Source organism: Pseudomonas sp. 05N433 (assembly GCF_056396925.1).
This window is the reverse complement of sequence record NZ_JBFTML010000004.1, coordinates 57859-76713: the sequence shown is the minus strand read 5'-3', so window position 1 is coordinate 76713 and position 18855 is coordinate 57859. Positions and strand designations below refer to the sequence as shown.

Annotated in this window: 16 protein-coding genes; 11 read left to right on the top strand and 5 right to left on the bottom strand. The window is 58.8% G+C overall.

Annotated features, from left to right (window positions below; all coding sequences use genetic code 11):
* Positions 1–44: 44 nt before the first annotated feature.
* Positions 45–1187 (top strand): 4-phosphoerythronate dehydrogenase PdxB, encoded by a 1143-nt coding sequence (gene pdxB / locus AC1DIS_RS02495; RefSeq protein WP_477743777.1) that lies wholly within the window; start codon positions 45–47, stop codon positions 1185–1187.
* A 91-nt stretch (positions 1188–1278) separates the two neighbouring features.
* Here the strand turns inward: pdxB and AC1DIS_RS02490 are convergent, their stop codons facing one another.
* Positions 1279–1458: a PA1571 family protein gene (locus AC1DIS_RS02490; RefSeq protein ID WP_018925311.1), complete on the bottom strand. Its 180-nt coding sequence runs from the start codon at positions 1456–1458 to the stop codon at positions 1279–1281.
* Between the two features lie 266 nt (positions 1459–1724).
* Here AC1DIS_RS02490 and AC1DIS_RS02485 point away from each other — a divergent pair, with 266 nt between their 5' ends.
* Positions 1725–3509, top strand: coding sequence for an ABC transporter transmembrane domain-containing protein (locus tag AC1DIS_RS02485; protein ID WP_477780747.1), 1785 nt, complete (start codon positions 1725–1727; stop codon positions 3507–3509).
* A 79-nt stretch (positions 3510–3588) separates the two neighbouring features.
* Here the strand turns inward: AC1DIS_RS02485 and AC1DIS_RS02480 are convergent, their stop codons facing one another.
* The gene (locus tag AC1DIS_RS02480) at positions 3589–5517 is read right to left on the bottom strand and encodes a transglycosylase SLT domain-containing protein (protein ID WP_018925313.1); all 1929 of its coding nucleotides are present in this window, start codon (positions 5515–5517) and stop codon (positions 3589–3591) included.
* Between the two features lie 213 nt (positions 5518–5730).
* Between AC1DIS_RS02480 and AC1DIS_RS02475 the strand changes: the two genes are divergently transcribed.
* Positions 5731–7653 carry an ATP-binding cassette domain-containing protein gene (locus tag AC1DIS_RS02475; protein WP_477780746.1) on the top strand — a complete coding sequence of 641 codons (1923 nt, stop codon included), beginning with the start codon at positions 5731–5733 and terminating at the stop codon, positions 7651–7653.
* Positions 7654–7731: 78 nt separating this feature from the next.
* Here the strand turns inward: AC1DIS_RS02475 and AC1DIS_RS02470 are convergent, their stop codons facing one another.
* Entirely contained in the window at positions 7732–8169 is a 438-nt protein-coding gene (locus AC1DIS_RS02470) for a universal stress protein (RefSeq protein ID WP_007933196.1), read from the bottom strand.
* A gap of 104 nt (positions 8170–8273) precedes the next feature.
* Between AC1DIS_RS02470 and AC1DIS_RS02465 the strand changes: the two genes are divergently transcribed.
* The 7 genes from AC1DIS_RS02465 (at position 8274) to AC1DIS_RS02435 (ending at position 16698) form a co-directional block, all read left to right on the top strand.
* Entirely contained in the window at positions 8274–8711 is a 438-nt protein-coding gene (locus AC1DIS_RS02465) for a hypothetical protein (RefSeq protein ID WP_007933194.1), read from the top strand.
* A 513-nt stretch (positions 8712–9224) separates the two neighbouring features.
* Positions 9225–11372 (top strand): fatty acid oxidation complex subunit alpha FadB, encoded by a 2148-nt coding sequence (gene fadB, locus AC1DIS_RS02460; protein ID WP_018925315.1) that lies wholly within the window; start codon positions 9225–9227, stop codon positions 11370–11372.
* Positions 11373–11402: 30 nt separating this feature from the next.
* Positions 11403–12578, top strand: coding sequence for an acetyl-CoA C-acyltransferase FadA (gene fadA / locus AC1DIS_RS02455; protein ID WP_007933190.1), 1176 nt, complete (start codon positions 11403–11405; stop codon positions 12576–12578).
* A gap of 99 nt (positions 12579–12677) precedes the next feature.
* Positions 12678–12914, top strand: coding sequence for a DUF1653 domain-containing protein (locus AC1DIS_RS02450; RefSeq protein WP_477780745.1), 237 nt, complete (start codon positions 12678–12680; stop codon positions 12912–12914).
* Between the two features lie 114 nt (positions 12915–13028).
* Complete coding sequence (gene topA / locus AC1DIS_RS02445) at positions 13029–15656, top strand: type I DNA topoisomerase (protein WP_018925317.1); 2628 nt, start codon at positions 13029–13031, stop codon at positions 15654–15656.
* 142 nt (positions 15657–15798) lie between these two features.
* Positions 15799–16323, top strand: coding sequence for a DUF6586 family protein (locus AC1DIS_RS02440; protein WP_477780744.1), 525 nt, complete (start codon positions 15799–15801; stop codon positions 16321–16323).
* A gap of 141 nt (positions 16324–16464) precedes the next feature.
* Entirely contained in the window at positions 16465–16698 is a 234-nt protein-coding gene (locus AC1DIS_RS02435) for a hypothetical protein (protein ID WP_007933173.1), read from the top strand.
* Between the two features lie 94 nt (positions 16699–16792).
* On the opposite strand, the gene sulA is transcribed toward AC1DIS_RS02435, so the two are convergent.
* A complete protein-coding gene (gene sulA / locus AC1DIS_RS02430; protein ID WP_018925320.1) occupies positions 16793–17266 on the bottom strand; it encodes an SOS-induced cell division inhibitor SulA in 474 nt (157 codons plus the stop codon).
* Between the two features lie 10 nt (positions 17267–17276).
* Positions 17277–17885: a transcriptional repressor LexA gene (lexA, locus tag AC1DIS_RS02425; protein WP_026286346.1), complete on the bottom strand. Its 609-nt coding sequence runs from the start codon at positions 17883–17885 to the stop codon at positions 17277–17279.
* Between the two features lie 230 nt (positions 17886–18115).
* Here lexA and AC1DIS_RS02420 point away from each other — a divergent pair, with 230 nt between their 5' ends.
* The gene (locus tag AC1DIS_RS02420) at positions 18116–18823 is read left to right on the top strand and encodes a TetR/AcrR family transcriptional regulator (protein ID WP_018925321.1); all 708 of its coding nucleotides are present in this window, start codon (positions 18116–18118) and stop codon (positions 18821–18823) included.
* Positions 18824–18855: the final 32 nt, after the last annotated feature.

The window sequence follows — 18855 nt, the reverse complement described above, 5'->3', positions numbered from 1 at the left end:
CCTCCATCTGCGCCTAAACTGCCGGTCCGCCAAAGGAGCCTGCCATGTTGATTGTTGCCGACGAAAATATCCCGTTGCTCGATGCCTTCTTCGAAGGTTTCGGTGAAATCCGCCGAGTGCCGGGACGTTCCATCGAYCGCGCCACCGTCGAGCAGGCTGATGTACTGCTGGTGCGCTCAGTGACCAACGTCAACCGTGCATTGCTCGAAGGCAGCAACGTGCGCTTTGTCGGCACGTGCACCATCGGCACCGATCATTTGGACCTGGACTACTTTCAGCAGGCCGGCATCACCTGGTCCAGTGCGCCAGGCTGCAATGCCCGGGGTGTGGTCGATTACGTGCTGGGGAGTCTGCTGACCCTGGCCGAAATCGAAGGGGTCGACCTGGCTCAGCGCACTTACGGCGTGGTCGGCGCCGGCGAGGTGGGCGGGCGGCTGGTCAAGGTTCTGCAAGGCCTGGGCTGGAATGTGCTGGTTTGCGATCCGCCACGGCAAGCCGCTGAAGGGGGCGATTACGTCAGTCTCGAGCAGATCATCGAGCAATGCGATGTCATCAGCCTGCATACGCCGCTGGACAAGCAAGGCCCTCAGGCAACCTGGCATCTGTTCGATAAAAACCGTTTGAACCAACTCAAACCCGGCACCTGGCTGATCAACGCAAGTCGTGGCCCGGTGATCGACAACGCCGCCCTGCGTCAGGTGCTGTTGCAACGTGAAGATCTGCAAGCGGTGCTGGATGTCTGGGAGGCTGAGCCTGAAGTCGATGTAGCGCTGGCGGAGTTGTGTGTCATCGCGACGCCGCACATTGCCGGCTACAGCCTCGACGGCAAACAGCGCGGGACGGCGCAGATCTATCAGGCGTTTTGCAAATTTCTTGGGCAACCGGAACAGGTCAGCCTGAACGATTTGCTGCCAGCGCCATGGCTGTCGGCTGTTACGTTGAATACTGATACCGATCCGGCCTGGGCGCTGGCGATGTTGTGCCGTGGCGTGTACGACCCGCGCCGTGATGACGCGGATTTCCGTCGCAGCCTCGTAGGCAATGTGAGTGAACAGCGTGCGGCGTTCGATGGGCTGCGCAAGCATTACCCGCTGCGGCGTGAGATCGATGGGTTGAAAGTGCGAATTGAAGGGGATTCGCCGGCGTTGCAGCAGATCGTGGCGGCCTTAGGCGCAACCTCGGCCTAGCAAACTGACCGGATCCCTACAAAAGCCACACAAAACAGGCACCCATAAAAAACCCGGCCAACAGGGCCGGGTCAAGAAGACGGTGGCTATATCACTTTTGTTCGGCAGGCTTGACCAATCGCTTTTCCAGTTCGCGACAAGCGTCCTGGATCATGCTTTCAGTGATCGGTACTTCACGCCCATCCTCATCGATAATCGAGCAACCCAGAGACTGGTCTGGCTGTGTGCGGATCACTTGAATCTTGTCATCGCTGCTGTTTTGCAAGGACATGGCCTGTCTCCTCATCAGGTTGTGCGCTTACTGTAAAACCGCCAGGTGACCGGGCTGTGACAATTCCCTGCGATCTTTCAGGTCGGCCTCTTCAGTCCATCAGAAATACCCTGATGTTTCCACCCGGACTTTAGACCAATATTCTCTAGCCACTAGTCTAGGCGGTCATAATTAACCCGACTCATTGTGATTTACAGCGTTCAATCCGATTGAGCAGTGTAGGCTTGATCGGGTCAAACCATGGGTTACGCCTTCGGATGATCTTCATGCTTTCTGCCCGTCACCGCCGCGCCATTCGCCTGGCCAGCCGTTTCATCACGCCTTATCGCTGGCCGGCCTTCGGCGCCTTGCTGGCGTTGATTGTCACTGCCGGCATCACCTTGTCCATGGGGCAGGGGATTCGCCTATTGGTGGATCAGGKTTTCATGACCCAGTCGACGCATTTGCTCAATCAATCCATCGGCCTGTTCATGTTGCTGGTGATCGGTCTGGCGATCGGCACCTTTGTGCGCTTTTACCTGGTGTCGTGGATTGGCGAGCGCGTTGTCGCGGACATTCGCCGTCGGGTGTTCAACCACCTGGTCTATCTGCATCCGGGTTTTTATGAAGACAACCGCAGCTCCGAGATCCAGTCACGACTGACTGCCGACACCACGCTGCTGCAATCGGTGATCGGCTCTTCGCTATCGCTGTTCCTGCGCAACGGGCTGATGGTGATCGGCGGGATTGTCTTGTTGTTTATCACCAACCCCAAGCTGACCAGCATCGTAGTGGTCGCATTGCCGTTGGTGGTCGCGCCGATCCTGATTTTTGGCCGCCGGGTACGCACCCTGTCGCGCCAGAGCCAGGATCGGGTTGCCGATATCGGCAGTTATGTGTCCGAAACCCTGAGTCAGATCAAAACCGTGCAGGCCTACAACCATCAGGTGCAGGACGAGCAGCGTTTTGCCGCGACCGTGGAAGAGGCTTTCAATACCGCCCGCAAACGCATTTTCCAGCGAGCCTGGTTGATCACCCTGGTGATCCTGCTGGTGTTGGGCGCGGTCGGGGTGATGCTCTGGGTCGGCGGAATGGACGTCATTGCCGGGCGGATTTCCGCGGGTGAGTTGGCAGCGTTCGTCTTTTACAGCCTGATCGTCGGTGGCGCCTTCGGCACATTGAGTGAAGTGATCGGCGAACTGCAGCGAGCAGCAGGGGCTGCGGAGCGGATTGCCGAGCTGTTGCGTTCGGAAAACATCATCCAGCCACCGACCCATGGGCTGGTGACCCTGCCTGAACGGGTGAAGGGCGATCTGGTGCTGCAAGATGTGCGCTTTTCCTACCCGTCGCGTCCTGAGAGCTATGCCGTCGATGGTTTGAGTCTGACGATCAATGCCGGCGAAACCCTCGCTCTGGTCGGGCCGTCAGGTGCCGGCAAATCGACGGTGTATGACCTGCTGTTGCGCTTTTACGACCCCGCTGAAGGACGCATCCTGCTGGACGGTGTGCCGCTGACCCAACTCGACCCTCTGGACCTGCGTCGCTGCTTCGCCCTCGTCTCGCAAACCCCGGCGCTGTTCTTCGGCAGCATCGAAGAGAACATTCGCTACGGCCACCCGACGGCGACTTTGGCCCAAGTCCAGGAAGCCGCCAAAATTGCCTACGCCCACGACTTCATCGAGCAAATGCCCAACGGCTACCAGACCCACCTCGGCGACGCGGGTCTCGGTTTGTCCGGCGGTCAACGCCAACGCCTGGCGATCGCCCGGGCGCTGCTGGTGGACGCGCCGATCCTGTTGCTCGACGAAGCCACCAGCGCCCTCGACGCCCAGAGCGAGCACCTGATCCAGCAAGCCCTGCCCAGCCTGATGAAAAACCGCACCACACTGGTCATCGCCCATCGACTGGCGACAGGGAAAAACGCTGACCGAATCGCGGTGATGGACCAAGGGAAACTGGTGGCGGTGGGGACGCATCAGGAGTTGATTGCGAGCAATGCGTTGTATGCGCGATTGGCTGCGTTGCAGTTTAGTGATGGGCTCCATGCCCCAACCGACCAAGTAACCGAATAAGTAACCGACCAAGTCGAGCACCATAAAAAAAGCCCGCATCAATCGATGCGGGCATTTTTGTCAGCGTTTCAAAGCAGGCTCATTGATCGTCAAAGTAACGTTCATGCCAATCCACCAGCGGCTGCGGTGAATTGAGCTTCTGGCCGTAGATCACCGAATACGACAGCACGTTCTGCACGTACTGGCGGGTTTCGTCGAACGGGATGCTTTCCACCCACACATCGAAGCTCAGGTGGTCGGCGCCGCGCAGCCATTGACGCACGCGGCCGGGGCCGGCGTTGTAGGCAGCGGAGGCGAGCACGCGGTTGCCGTTGAACTGGCTATGGACCTGGCTCAGATAAGCGGCGCCGAGCTGGATATTCTTGTCCGGATCGAGCACTTGCTGCGGCGAGGCCAGGGGAATGCTGAACTTGCGCGCGGTTTCCTTGGCGGTGCCGGGCATCAGTTGCATCAGGCCGCTGGCGCCAACGCCGGAACGGGCGTCGTCCATGAAGGCGCTTTCCTGACGAGTGATCGCGAACACCCAGCTCGAGTGCAGGCCACGGACCTTGGCTTCACGCACCAGGGTATCGCGGTGAGCCATCGGGAAGCGGATGTCCAGGTCGTCCCAGTACTGCGCCTGACTGATGGTGCGGATCGCCGGGAAATACCACTTCAGGTCGTAAGCCAGTTTCGCCTGGGCAACCATTTCATCACGGCTGAAGTGCCGGCTGACGTGGTACCACTCGCGTCGGCCGTCGACGATCTGCCCGCGTGCATGGAACTCCAGCGCGCGGCGCACACCGGGGGTATTGCGTACCTTGTTGATCAGCGCCTGGCTGAGCATCAGCGGTTTGTTGATCAGCGAATAGGGAGACTGCGAGCGATCGGCCGCCAGGAAGCCGTAGAAGTCGCGTTCGCGAGCCAGGCCCTTGTAAAGCGTTTGCGCTTGCGGATTCTGTGGCTGCGCCAACTCCAGGGTGCGAGCCTGCCAATAACGCCAGCGGTTGGTGGTGGCCAGGTCCTGAGGCAGGCGGCGGGTCAACTGATAGGCGTCGTCCCAACGGGCCAGACGCAACAGCAGGCGCAAGCGCCATTCCGAAACGGTGTTGTCCCGCAGCTCCGGGTCGTATTTGGTCATCACGTCCAGCGCGCGACTGTCGAAACGTCGAGCGAGGGTCAGCCCGATTTCCCGGGCGATCGCGACTTTTTCGTCCCGGGAGAAGTGCATGCTGCTGGCGTAGCCGTCGAGCAGGGCCATGGCCCTGTCCGGATCCTGACGGGCCAGGCGGCGCAGGCCAAGGCTGACGATGTCGGACATCGGCTCATCGGCCGGGGTAAAGCGCGACGGCTGATTCAGCAGTTCGGGTTTCTGCGCCACATCCACCAGCAGGCGACCGCGCGGGGCGAGGGTCGTCAGGCCATTGATCAGGCTGTTGGCCAGCGGGTAGTTGCCGGCCTGGGCGGCGAGCTTGGTGCGTTCCCAGCGTTTCTGTTCAGTCAGTTGACCATCGGCGGCCCACATGCCGAACACTGCATCGCATGCCTCGGGGCGGGTTTTGCCGCTCAGCCAGAGTTTGTCGGCGTTGGCGTAACCTTCGGTCTTACGGTTATGGCTGATCTGATACTGCGCGTTCAGGCAGTCCAGTTCGGTGAAATTGAGCTTGGGGTCATAATATTTGACGAACGTTTCCCAATCGCCGCGTTCGGCCAGCCAGCGCAACCAGCGCAATTTCATCCAGTTGGCTTGAGGCAGGTCACCATGTTCGGCGAGGAAGTTCTCGATTTCGGCATTGTTTGCGGTTTTCAGCCGCGCGGTCAGTTCGTCATAAGCCAGGTAGGGGGTCAGCGGATAATCGCTGAGCGCCTGGCTATAACGGAAATAGGGGCCGGAATCGCCCTTGGCCAAGGCACGCTTGGCTTCGTCGTAATACTGGCGTTGGGTAGACAGGTCTACCGCCTGGGCGGATTGAACGGCAGCGGCTGTAAGAAGCAAACACGAAAAAAGACTGAAAAGGCGACTGCGCATGAGACATCCGGGCAGAAAAATCATGACAAGTGCTGGTAAGACCGGCACCTAATTATATGTAGCTTAGCCTTTTGCCAGCAGCGGGTGAAAGCTTTGCCGACATGCCAGCATAAGTTCGCAACAATTGTTGTGCAGAGTGCTTCGACATTGAAATTGCCGGCCTTCTGTAGCCTCAAGTCAGGTAGAATGCGCGCCCGGTTTTTGGAGAAGCTCATGACCCTGCTCAAATTCAGCGATGTGTCCCTTGCTTTCGGCGCTATGCCGTTGTTGGACAAGGTGTCCTGGCAGATCGCCCGTGGTGAGCGGGTGTGCATCATCGGCCGCAACGGCACTGGCAAGTCCAGCATGATGAAGCTCGTCAAGGGCGACCAGAAGCCCGACGATGGCTCCGTTTGGCGCGCACCTGGCCTCAAGATTGGTGAATTGCCGCAAGAATTGCCGGTAGCCGACGAGCGGACCGTGTTCGACGTGGTCGCCGAAGGCCTCGACGGCGTTGGTGCGTTGCTTGCCGAATATCACCATCTGAGCCAGAACATCGTCACTGACGCCGATCTGGACAAGCTGATGCACGTCCAGCACGACCTCGAAGCCCGAGATGGCTGGCGCTTGCAGCAACTGGTCGACAGCACCTTGAGCCGTCTGCAGTTGCCTGCCGACAAGACCCTCGCCGAATTGTCCGGCGGCTGGCGTCGTCGCGTCCTGTTGGCTCAGGCGCTGGTTTCCGAACCGGACCTGCTGCTGCTCGACGAACCGACCAACCACCTGGACATCGGTGCCATCGCCTGGCTTGAAGAAGCGCTGAAGGATTTCCAGGGCGCCGTACTGTTCATCACGCACGACCGTTCATTCCTGCAGAACCTTGCAACCCGTATCCTGGAACTGGATCGCGGCGGCTTGATCGACTGGAACGGCGATTACGCCAGCTTCCTCGTGCACAAAGAGGCCACACTGGCCGCTGAAGAAACCGCCAACGCGCTGTTCGATAAAAAACTGGCCCAGGAAGAAGTCTGGATCCGCCAGGGCATCAAGGCGCGTCGCACCCGTAACGAAGGCCGTGTCCGTGCACTGAAAGCCCTGCGCGTCGAGCGTAGCGAGCGTCGTGAGCGTACCGGCAAGGCCAACATTCAGCTCGATACCGCCGACAAGTCCGGCAAGCAGGTGATGGTGCTCGAGAACGTGAGTTTCGCTCACCCGGGCGGCCCGTTCCTGATCAAGGATTTCTCGATGGTCCTGCAGCGCGGCGACCGCATCGGTCTGCTCGGCGCCAACGGTACCGGCAAGACCACGCTGTTGAAGCTGATGCTCAACGGTCTGCAACCGACCAGCGGCACAGTGGAAGAGGGGACGCGCATCGACGTGGCCTATTTCGACCAGTTGCGCCATCAGTTGGACCTGGAAAAGACCGTGATCGACAACGTCGCTGAAGGTCGCGACTTCATCGATATCGATGGCCAGAGCCGTCACGTGCTGAGCTACCTTGGCGACTTCCTGTTCAGCCCGCAGCGTGCCCGCACGCCGGTCAAGGCGTTGTCCGGTGGTGAGCGTGCGCGTCTGCTGCTGGCCAAACTGTTCAGCAAACCGGCGAACCTGCTGGTGCTCGAAGAACCGACCAACGACCTCGACGTGGAAACCCTCGAACTGCTGGAAGAGGTCTTGCTGACCTTCAACGGCACTGTGCTGATGGTCAGCCACGACCGGGCATTCCTCGACAACGTGGTCACCAGCACCCTGGTCTTCGAAGGTGAAGGCAAGGTTCGCGAATACGTCGGTGGTTATCAGGACTGGCTGCGTCAGGGCGGCTCGCCGCGCCTGCTGGGTGTGACCGAGAGCAAGTCCGGCAAGGCCGACCTGAACTCGGCTGTCGTGACGGCCGAACCTGCGCCAGTTGCTGCAGTGGAAACGCCAGCGCCGGTGGCGAAAAAGAAACTCAGCTACAAGTTGCAGCGTGAGCTGGAAGCCTTGCCTGGCCAGATCGAAGCCATGGAGCAGCAGATCGCGGTGGTTGAAGCGCAGATGGCGGACGCCGGCTTCTATCAGCGTCCTCCTGCCGAGACGGCTGCAGTGATCGCTCAGCTTGAGCAGTTACAGGCTGAACTCGACGTGATGGTCGAGCGCTGGGCCGAACTGGATGCCTGATTGATCCGGCTATAAAARAGCCCGGCTTCACTCGTGTGAATGCCGGGCTTTTCGTAAGGGGTTTATTGTTGCTTGTTGTCAGCTTTTTTGCAGGCGCACGGCAAGTACATCGCAAGGCGCGCCGTGCAGCACGTCATTGGCAGTGGAGCCGAGCAACAGTGCCAGGCCATGCCGGCCATGACTGCCCACCACGATCAGGTCGCACGTTTGCTCCTTGGCGAGATGGTGAATCTCCTGTCGCGGCTGGCCGTAGGTCAAGTGGCTGTATTCCTTGGAGAGCTCCGGGTATTTCAGGATCAATCGCTCAAGGCGCTCCTTGGCCTGATCGAACTGTTGCTGTTGCAACTGGGAAAGGTCCATCGGCACGTCGCCGCCAAAGGCCATGGCCATCGGCTCGACGATATGCACCAGGGACAGCTTTGCGCCATTGCTCACCGAAAGTTCGCGGGCGCGGTGGATTACAGGATCGCACTCTTCGGTTAGATCTACAGCGACCAGAATATGGTGGTAGGGCATGAGGTGCTCCTCCTGAGGATTGCAATATTGGTAAGTATGGCTGGTTTCAAGCGCATTGGTTTCAACGTGACCCAATGGGCCCATCAAGAATCGGGAGTACAGATATGACGGTCTGGATAGTGGTGTCAATCCTGCTGGTGGTGCTGAGCCCGCTGGCCTGGTTGCGACCGTCTCGTGTCCAGAGCGGTCGCATGGCCCTGCGCATGGAGGCGCGGCGCATCGGCCTTGCCATGCAATTGGCGCCCCAGGAGTGGCCGCACTGGCTGAGCCAGGAGCCGCCAAGCCCTTGCGCCCAGTACCACCGACCGCGCCGTGGCACTCAGCCAGCGTGCTGGAGCTATTGGCAGAAGGCGCCGGGTGTGTGGGTCAATCAGTGGCAGGAAGTCTGCGAGGATGGAGTGCTCCTGAATCATTTCGAAAAACTGCCTGCCAACGTCTACAAGGTCGAGGCAGACAAGCAAATGATTGCCCTGTATTGGGGCGAGAAGGGCGAAGCCGAGGTTCTGCAACAGATCGACGCTACGCTCAAGGCACTCGCCTGAACCCCGATCTGTTACGGAAGGCAATAAAAAGCCCGACATCATCATCGGGCTGGGGTTGGCCAGGCAGGCCGGTAATTCTTTGTGGCACAGATCTTACGCTTGGCATTCGTCAAAAGCGTTCAATTTTTTCTTCAGGATCCCGCCAGCGTAGCCTGTTAAACACAGGTTGCCGCGAATTAGGGCGACTTTTCTAACTATTGATTCTATGAATGGCCTCACATGCATCCGCATGTTGCAGGGCTTCGTGGTACGGAAGTGACCGGAAAGTCGCGTTTCAACCAGTATTTTGGGCGATTGACAATTGCCGGAAATTCCGTGAAGGTGACACACCCAAATCAAACGGGCGTATGAATTGAGCGTTTGTATTACAGACTGCTCCTACAGAATCCCGACTATCGCGTTGGCGGGTGTGCCGGGTGAGTTGGCGTTAGCATTGACGATAAACGTCCCTGCCGAGCCAGCCGCCTGCGTCCGACGTGTACTGTTCAGCTTCCATATCGTGGAGATCAGTTGATGATTTACGAAGGTAAAGCCATCACGGTTAAGGCTCTTGAAAGTGGCATCGTCGAACTGAAGTTCGACCTCAAGGGTGAGTCCGTCAACAAGTTCAACCGTCTTACCCTGAACGAGCTGCGTCAGGCTGTAGACACCATCAAGGCAGATGCTTCGATCAAGGGTGTGATCGTCAGCAGTGGCAAGGACGTATTCATCGTCGGCGCCGACATCACCGAATTCGTCGACAACTTCAAGCTGCCGGATGCCGAGCTTGTTGCTGGCAACCTCGAAGCCAACAAGATTTTCAGCGATTTCGAAGACCTCAACGTCCCGACTGTTGCCGCGATCAATGGCATCGCACTGGGTGGCGGTCTGGAAATGTGCCTGGCGGCGGATTTCCGCGTCATGGCCAGCACCGCCAAAATCGGTCTGCCGGAAGTCAAGCTGGGCATCTACCCAGGCTTCGGCGGTACCGTGCGCCTGCCGCGTATCATCGGTGCCGACAACGCCATCGAATGGATTGCCGCCGGTAAGGAAAACCGCGCTGAAGACGCACTGAAAGTCGGTGCCGTCGACGCGGTGGTCGACTCGCAGAAGTTGCACGAAGCGGCGCTGAACCTGATCAAAGGCGCCATCTCCGGTACGTTTGACTACAAGGCCAAGCGTCAGCCGAAGCTCGAAAAGCTCAAGCTCAACGCCATCGAACAAATGATGTCGTTCGAAACCGCCAAAGGTTTCGTGGCCGGCCAAGCGGGCCCGAACTACCCGGCGCCGGTCGAAGCGATCAAGACCATCCAGAAAGCCGCGAACTTCGGTCGTGACAAGGCCCTGGAAGTCGAAGCCGCCGGTTTCGTCAAACTGGCCAAGACATCTGCCGCACAGAGCTTGATCGGTCTGTTCCTGAACGATCAGGAGCTGAAGAAAAAGGCCAAGGCCTACGACGAAATCGCCAAGGAAGTGAAGCAGGCCGCCGTATTGGGCGCCGGCATCATGGGTGGCGGTATCGCTTATCAGTCGGCCTCCAAAGGCACGCCGATCCTGATGAAGGACATCAACGAGCACGGTATCGAGCAAGGTCTGGCCGAAGCCGCCAAGCTGCTGGTTGGCCGCGTTGATAAAGGTCGCATGACCCCGGCGAAGATGGCCGAAGTGCTCAACGGCATTCGTCCGACCCTGTCCTACGGCGATTTCGGTCACGTCGACCTGGTGGTCGAAGCCGTGGTCGAGAACCCGAAGGTCAAGCAAGCCGTTCTGGCCGAAGTCGAAGACAAGGTCAAAGAGGACACCATTCTGGCGTCCAACACCTCGACCATTTCCATCACCTTGCTGGCCAAAGCCCTCAAGCGTCCGGAAAACTTCGTCGGCATGCACTTCTTCAACCCGGTGCACATGATGCCGCTGGTTGAAGTGATCCGTGGCGAGAAGTCCAGCGAAGTGGCCGTTGCCACCACCGTTGCCTACGCCAAGAAAATGGGCAAGAACCCGATCGTCGTCAACGACTGCCCGGGCTTCCTGGTCAACCGTGTGCTGTTCCCGTACTTCGGCGGTTTCGCCAAGCTGGTCAGCGCCGGCGTGGACTTCGTCCGCATCGACAAGGTCATGGAGAAGTTCGGCTGGCCAATGGGCCCGGCATACCTGATGGACGTGGTCGGCATCGACACCGGCCACCATGGTCGTGACGTCATGGCTGAAGGCTTCCCGGATCGCATGAAGGACGATCGCCGTTCGGCCGTCGACGTGCTCTATGAAGCCAAGCGCCTGGGCCAGAAAAATGGCAAGGGTTTCTACGCCTACGAGACCGACAAGCGCGGCAAGCAGAAGAAAGTCGCCGATCCGTCGGTGCTGGAAGTGCTCAAGCCGATCGTTTTCCAACAGCTCGAAGTCACTGACGAAGACATCATCAACTGGATGATGATCCCGCTGTGCCTGGAAACCGTGCGCTGCCTGGAAGACGGCATCGTCGAAACCGCCGCCGAAGCCGACATGGGTCTGGTCTACGGTATTGGTTTCCCTCCATTCCGTGGCGGTGCGCTGCGCTACATCGATTCGATCGGTGTTGCAGAGTTCGTTGCCCTGGCTGACCAGTACGCTGATTTGGGCGCGCTGTACCACCCGACCGCGAAGCTGCGTGAAATGGCCAAGAACGGTCAGAGCTTCTTCGGTTAAGCGCCCACACTAGAGCGAGAGTGAAAGTATATGAGCTTGAATCCTAGAGACGTCGTGATTGTCGACTTCGGTCGTACGCCGATGGGCCGCTCCAAGGGCGGCATGCACCGCAACACCCGCGCCGAAGACATGTCGGCACACCTGATCAGCAAATTGCTGGAACGCAACGTCAAGGTCGACCCGAGCGAAGTCGAAGACGTGATCTGGGGCTGCGTTAACCAGACCCTGGAGCAGGGCTGGAACATCGCCCGCATGGCGTCCCTGATGACTCAGATTCCACACACCTCGGCCGGCCAGACCGTCAGCCGTCTGTGTGGCTCGTCGATGAGTGCGCTGCACACTGCCGCGCAAGCGATCATGACCGGCAACGGTGACGTGTTCGTCGTTGGCGGCGTCGAGCATATGGGTCATGTGAGCATGATGCACGGTGTCGATCCGAACCCGCACATGTCCCTGTACGCGGCGAAAGCCTCGGGCATGATGGGCCTGACCGCAGAAATGCTCGGCAAAATGCATGGCATTACTCGCGAACAGCAGGACGCCTTTGGCGTGCGCTCCCACCAACTCGCCCACAAGGCGACCGTGGAAGGCAAGTTCAAGGACGAAATCATCCCGATGCAGGGCTACGACGAGAACGGTTTCCTGAAACTGTTTGACTACGACGAAACCATTCGTCCGGAAACCACCCTGGAAAGCCTGGCGGCTCTGAAACCAGCGTTTAATCCGAAGGGCGGCACCGTGACCGCTGGTACTTCGTCGCAGATCACTGACGGTGCTTCGTGCATGATCGTGATGTCGGCACAGCGTGCCCAGGACCTGGGCATCCAGCCGCTGGCGGTGATTCGCTCGATGGCAGTGGCAGGTGTGGACCCGGCGATCATGGGCTATGGTCCAGTACCGGCAACGCAGAAAGCATTGAAGCGCGCGGGCCTTGGCATCAACGATATCGACTTCTTCGAGCTCAACGAAGCTTTCGCTGCACAGGCCCTGCCAGTGCTGAAAGATTTGAAAGTGCTCGACAAGATGAACGAGAAGGTTAACCTGCACGGCGGCGCGATCGCCCTGGGTCACCCGTTCGGTTGCTCCGGTGCACGTATTTCGGGCACCTTGCTGAACGTGATGAAGCAGAATGGCGGCACCTTCGGGGTGGCTACCATGTGCATTGGTCTCGGCCAAGGTATCTCCACCGTCTTCGAACGCGTTTAAGCGTTTCGTCGATGGAAGCCGRGGCCAAGTGCCCCGGTTTTTGTTTTTCCGGATTTATTTTTGTTTTTATTTTGAAAAAATTTGAGTGAGGGCCAAAGCATGYCGATACAACCTGGGCTCTACCAACATTACAAAGGTCCGCAGTACCGCGTATTCAGTGTTGCGCGGCATTCGGAGACCGAAGAAGAAGTAGTCTTCTACCAAGCCCTGTATGGCGATTACGGCTTTTGGGTACGTCCCTTGAGCATGTTCCTGGAGTCGGTCGAGGTTGACGGCGAACAGGTGCCACGCTTTGCTTTGGTGCAAGCCGAACCGAGCATTTTTCCGCAGCCATAAGGGGAGTGCGCGCAGAACCCTGCGCTTGACCTCACCTTGTAGCCACTATATATAGCGGTGCCGCGTCAGGCGCCAACCGCCTTTCACTTCTAGAATTCAGGAATTTTCTGATCCATGGGCAAATCGCTGGTCATTGTGGAATCCCCGGCTAAGGCCAAGACCATCAACAAGTATCTGGGTAACCAATACGTGGTGAAGTCGAGTATCGGCCATATCCGAGACCTGCCCACCAGCGGTTCGGCTAGCGCCAGCAAAGAGCCTGCCGCCAAGCGTGGCAAGGCCGCCGCAGGCGAAGGTCCGGTGCTCACGCCGAAAGAGAAAGCGCGCAAGCAGCTGGTCTCGCGCATGGGTGTCGATCCCGATCATGGCTGGAAAGCCAAGTACGAGATCCTCCCGGGCAAGGAAAAGGTTATCGAAGAGCTGCGCCGGCTCGCCAAAGATGCTGACACCATCTATCTCGCAACCGACTTGGATCGCGAGGGGGAAGCCATTGCCTGGCACCTGCGCGAAGCCATCGGTGGTGACGACAGCCGCTACAAGCGCGTGGTGTTCAACGAAATCACCAAAAAAGCGATCCAGGAAGCTTTCTCCCAGCCGGGCGAGCTGGACATCGATCGCGTAAACGCTCAGCAGGCGCGTCGCTTCCTCGACCGCGTGGTGGGTTACATGGTTTCGCCGCTGCTGTGGGCCAAGGTTGCTCGTGGCCTGTCCGCCGGTCGCGTGCAATCGGTTGCCGTGAAGCTGGTGGTTGAGCGTGAGCGCGAAATCCGCGCGTTCAACCCGGAAGAGTACTGGGAAGTTCACGCTGACCTCGGCACCGCCAAGGGCGCGACTGTGCGCTTCGACGTGGCTCGCGAGAAAGGCGAAGCCTTCAAGCCGCTCAACGAAGCCCAGGCCATGGCCGCGCTGGAGAAGCTCAAGGCTTCCAGCTACAGCATCGTCAAGCGCGAAGACAAACCGACCAGCAGCAAGCCGTCGGCACCGTTCATCACCTCCACCCTGCAGCAGGCCGCGAGCAACCGCCTGGGCTTCGGTGTGAAGAAAACCATGATGATGGCCCAGCGTCTGTACGAAGCCGGCTACATCACTTATATGCGTACCGACTCCACCAACCTCTCGGCCGATGCCGTGACGATGGCGCGTACTTATATTGAAGGCGAATTCGGCAAGAAGTACCTGCCGGAAACCCCGAACGTCTACAGCAGCAAGGAAGGCGCACAAGAGGCTCACGAAGCGATTCGTCCGTCCGACGCCAATACCGAGCCAAGCAAGCTGTCGGGCATGGAGCGTGATGCCGAGCGGCTTTACGAGCTGATCTGGCGCCAGTTCCTCGCCTGCCAGATGCTGCCGGCCCAATACCTGTCGACCACGGTCACCGTCGGTGCCGGTGACTTCGAGTTGCGCGCCAAGGGCCGCATCCTGAAGTTCGACGGTTACACCCGCGTCATGCCGCAAATCACCAAGCCTGGTGATGACGATGTGCTGCCGGACATGGCCCAGGGCGATGCGATGAAGCTGATCAAGCTTGATCCGACCCAGCACTTCACCAAGCCGCCGGCGCGTTACTCGGAAGCGAGCCTGGTAAAGGAAATGGAAAAACGCGGCATCGGTCGTCCTTCGACCTACGCGGCGATCATTTCGACCATCCAGGACCGCGGCTACGTGGCGCTGCACAACCGTCGTTTCTATTCGGAAAAGATGGGCGACATCGTCACCGAGCGTCTGGCCGAGAGCTTCTCCAATCTCATGGACTACGGCTTCACCGCCGGCATGGAAGAGAATCTCGATGACGTGGCCCAGGGCGAGCGCGACTGGAAAAACGTGCTCGACGAGTTCTACGGCGACTTCAAGAAGAAACTCGAAGTGGCCGAAAGCGCCGAAGGCGGCATGCGCGCCAACCAGCCGGTAATGACTGATATTCCATGTGTGGTGTGCGGTCGTCCGATGCAGATTCGTACTGCATCGACCGGCGTGTTCCTCGGTTGCTCGGGCTACAGCCTGCCGCCAAAAGAGCGCTGCAAGGCCACCGTCAACCTGGTGCCGGGCGACGAAATCGCTGCGGACGACGAGGGCGAGTCGGAGTCGCTGGTTCTGCGCGGCAAGCACCGTTGCCCGATCTGCAGCACGGCGATGGACGCTTACCTGCTCGACGAGAAGCGCAAGCTGCACATCTGCGGTAACAACCCGGATTGCGCAGGCTACGAGATCGAAGAGGGCGCTTACCGCATCAAGGGCTACGAAGGTCCGAGCCTGGAATGCGACAAGTGCGGCAGCGAGATGCAGCTCAAGACCGGCCGTTTCGGCAAGTTCTTCGGTTGCACCAACGCAACCTGCAAGAACACCCGCAAGCTGCTGAAAAGCGGTGATGCGGCGCCGCCGAAGATGGATCCGGTGAAGATGCCTGAGCTCAAATGCGAAAAGGTCAACGACACCTATATCCTGCGTGACGGTGCTTCCGGCCTGTTCCTGGCGGCCAGCCAGTTCCCGAAAAACCGCGAGACCCGTGCGCCATTGGTCGTCGAGATCGTGCCGCACAAGGATGAGATCGATCCGAAGTACCACTTCCTCTGCGAAGCACCGAAGAAAGATCCTGACGGTCTGCCAGCAGTGATCCGTTACAGCCGCAAGACCAAAGAGCAATACGTGCAGACGGAAGTCGACGGTAAGCCGACTGGCTGGAAAGCGTATTACGATGGTGGCAAGTGGACGGTTGAAGACAAGCGTCCAGCAGCCAAGGCTTAAAAGCCGCTGCACATAAAAAGGCCGCATGACAACCCTCGGGTTTTCATGCGGCCTTTTTGTTTTGGGCTTGCGGTGAGCTTGGGTGATCCATGACACTGTCAGACCTGCGTGAAGCAATTATTTCGTTGTGGAGGCTGCCGTCATGGCCCACGAACTCTATACCCRTACCAACCAGAAAATTTATTTCGCCGGCTTGTCGCTGGAAGCGCTCGCCAAGGCCGAAGAGGGGCGAGCGATGAACTCCCTGGCGCTGATTCAGGCCGGTCGCGAATCGGCGTTGTTTCACCTGTACGGGGCGCTGTTGGGGCTGTGCCATGAAATCGCCGGTTTCTATCGCTTGCCTCAGGCCAATGCGCCACGGGCAGAGATGCTGCTGACCCGCGAAGTACTCGAAACCATCGCTATTCCGGAAATGGCCGAGATGGTCGAGTTGGCGCAAAACCCTGAAACCTGGCTGGCCAAGCTGCTGTCGGCTTATGCCGCACTGTTTCAACCGCCTCGTGCTCCACACAAGCCCAAGGGTGATGTGACGCAGCCGCTTATTCTGGCCGTCAACCTGGACGAAGAAGAGGCGTCTGAAGAGCTGAGCCGGGAAGAACTGGAGAGCTGGCGCCAGAATCTGAAAAGCTTGGCGATCCGGTTTCGCGACGGGCTGAACGAGTGCTGAAAGATTGAGTGCTCGGTGAATGGTGCGCTCAAGGAAGCGTGATGTCAGAAATTTCTCTTCGTGATGGCATCTGGTCAAGATCCTGAGCGAAGCTTGGCCGATGCCTATATAATCCCTGCCTTTCGTGGAGAACAGTCCTTTATGCCAACGTCCTTTCTAGAAATTGTCGAGTTACCAGACGGCCGAATCGAGCTGCGTAGGGCCGAGGACGAGGGTTCTCTGGTTACTTTGGATTTCTCCGAGGATGCCAAGGCTTTCCTGCAAGGCCAGCACGTGGAAGTCGCCAAGGCGATGTTGAGCGTCGGTGTTCAGATGGCAGGACGCCTGGTTGAAGGCGAATTTGATAAGGAAGAGGGGCCACGGGTTCTTCATTGATCCCGCCCGTCGGATTTTGCGGATACCTCTACAGACCGGCTTCTCTATCCTTGGAGAAGCCCCGCGCTGTTCAGTGCAAACACTGTTTTGTCAGTTAACCCAGCCGAATATTCAGACTTTGCGCATCCCCGGTACGGGCGGCGCTGATCAGCTGTTGCCGCGACGATGTGCTCAACGGGTTTAGCCAGCTGACGACCGTATGGCTGCGGCCAAGTCGCAAAGCTTCACAGGTCAGCTGCTGAGCGCTCTGTGTGCCGCGTGGTTGCAGCAGCAGAATGCGTTCACGGTTCAGGCCGGCGTCTCGCAGCCAGGCCTGGGTCAGGCTGGCGGGCGGGGCGATCAGCGTCAGCCAGCGAGCGTCCTGATCCTGGCTCAGCTCCCTGAGGATTGGTGCCAGAAGGTTCAGGCAGTTCCCGGCCGCGCCACGCAATGACAGCTCGCTGAAGACTTCGGGCTCGGCGCTCCAGGGCGACTCGACCACTTCTTTCAGGATCGGCGCCAGCGGCTGCGCCATGAATGCCTCGAACAACGGCAGTTGGGCTTGCTGTGAAGTGTGTGGGAACTGCATAAAGCCTCCTTTAGCGGCGAATCACGCCGACGCTCAAGCCTTCGATCACCAGTTCCTGATCTTTCAGGTTGACTTCGATAGGGGCAAATTCAGGGTTTTCGGCAATCAGCCAGACTTTGCTGCCGTCGCGCTTGAAGCGCTTGACGGTCACTTCGTCGCCAATCCGAGCCACCACGATCTGACCGTTACGGGCTTCGCGGGTGGTATGGACGGCCAGTAGGTCTCCGTCGAAAATGCCGACGTCCTTCATGCTCATGCCATGAACCCGCAACAGATAGTCAGCGCGAGGGTGGAAGAACGAAGGGTTGATGTTGCAGGATTCTTCGATGTGCTGCTGGGCGAGGATCGGAGCGCCTGCTGCCACTCGGCCGATGATCGGCAGGGTAGAATCGTCGGCCTTGGCTTCGAAGCCGGGGATGCGAATGCCACGGGAGGCGCCCGGGGTCATCTCGATCGCGCCCTTGCGGGCCAGTGCCTTGAGGTGTTCTTCCGCCGCGTTGGGCGACTTGAAGCCCAGTTCCTGAGCGATTTCCGCGCGGGTTGGCGGGTAGCCGTTGTCTTCGAGGCAGCGTTTGATGAAGGCCAGAATCTCTGCTTGGCGTGGCGTCAGCTTTAGCATATTGATCGCTCTGTCTTTTTATACAGTGACTGGGATTATATACAGTGAACCGGTCTTGGCAATGCCCCTTTTTTTGCCGGCCGCTGGACGGTCATTCAGCTCGCCGATTGAAGCGCCAGTGTTGTATGGTTAAATAGCTGACCGACCATTCCCAAAACGAACCCGCCAGACTTGACAAGGCCTGGGCTGAAACGTATGTTTCAAACAAGTGTTTGTCAGGCGGAGTAGCCATGGCCCAGTCGGAAACCGTTGAACGCATTCTCGATGCTGCCGAGCAATTGTTCGCGGAAAAAGGTTTCGCTGAAACCTCGTTGCGTCTGATCACCAGCAAGGCCGGTGTCAATCTGGCGGCGGTGAACTATCACTTCGGATCGAAGAAGGCGCTGATTCAAGCGGTCTTCTCGCGTTTTCTCGGGCCGTTCTGCCTCAGTCTCGATAAAGAGCTGGAGCGCCGTCAGGCCAAACCCGAGAACAAACCGACCCTCGAAGAATTGCTGGAGATCCTCGTCGAGCAAGCCTTGGTGGTGCAACCACGCAGCGGCAACGACCTGTCCATTTTCATGCGTTTGCTGGGGCTGGCTTTCAGTCAGAGCCAAGGGCACTTGCGTCGTTATCTGGAAGATATGTACGGCAAGGTTTTCCGCCGCTACATGCTGCTGGTCAACGAAGCCGCGCCACGCATTCCTCCGATCGAACTGTTCTGGCGCGTGCACTTCATGCTCGGTGCAGCGGCATTCAGCATGTCGGGGATCAAGGCCTTGCGTGCGATTGCCGAGACCGATTTCGGCGTCAACACTTCCATCGAGCAAGTGATGCGTCTGATGGTGCCATTCCTGGCTGCGGGCATGCGTGCCGAAACCGGCGTCACCGACACCGCCATGGCCGCCGCGCAATTGCGTCCGCGCAGTAAATCGACTCCGGTAGCCGCCAAGGTTTAACCGCACACGGGTGGGCGCGGTGGCGGACATCC

Bases quoted from the DNA above. Each gene is read 5' to 3' on its own strand.
- AC1DIS_RS02490 (WP_018925311.1), bottom strand. From the start codon at position 1,458: ATGTCCTTGCAAAACAGCAGCGATGACAAGATTCAAGTGATCCGCACA.
- AC1DIS_RS02480 (WP_018925313.1), bottom strand. From the start codon at position 5,517: ATGCGCAGTCGCCTTTTCAGTCTTTTTTCGTGTTTGCTTCTTACAGCC.
- AC1DIS_RS02475 (WP_477780746.1), top strand. From the start codon at position 5,731: ATGACCCTGCTCAAATTCAGCGATGTGTCCCTTGCTTTCGGCGCTATG.
- AC1DIS_RS02470 (WP_007933196.1), bottom strand. From the start codon at position 8,169: ATGCCCTACCACCATATTCTGGTCGCTGTAGATCTAACCGAAGAGTGC.
- AC1DIS_RS02465 (WP_007933194.1), top strand. From the start codon at position 8,274: ATGACGGTCTGGATAGTGGTGTCAATCCTGCTGGTGGTGCTGAGCCCG.
- fadB (WP_018925315.1), top strand. From the start codon at position 9,225: ATGATTTACGAAGGTAAAGCCATCACGGTTAAGGCTCTTGAAAGTGGC.
- fadA (WP_007933190.1), top strand. From the start codon at position 11,403: ATGAGCTTGAATCCTAGAGACGTCGTGATTGTCGACTTCGGTCGTACG.
- topA (WP_018925317.1), top strand. From the start codon at position 13,029: ATGGGCAAATCGCTGGTCATTGTGGAATCCCCGGCTAAGGCCAAGACC.
- AC1DIS_RS02435 (WP_007933173.1), top strand. From the start codon at position 16,465: ATGCCAACGTCCTTTCTAGAAATTGTCGAGTTACCAGACGGCCGAATC.
- sulA (WP_018925320.1), bottom strand. From the start codon at position 17,266: ATGCAGTTCCCACACACTTCACAGCAAGCCCAACTGCCGTTGTTCGAG.
- lexA (WP_026286346.1), bottom strand. From the start codon at position 17,885: ATGCTAAAGCTGACGCCACGCCAAGCAGAGATTCTGGCCTTCATCAAA.
- AC1DIS_RS02420 (WP_018925321.1), top strand. From the start codon at position 18,116: ATGGCCCAGTCGGAAACCGTTGAACGCATTCTCGATGCTGCCGAGCAA.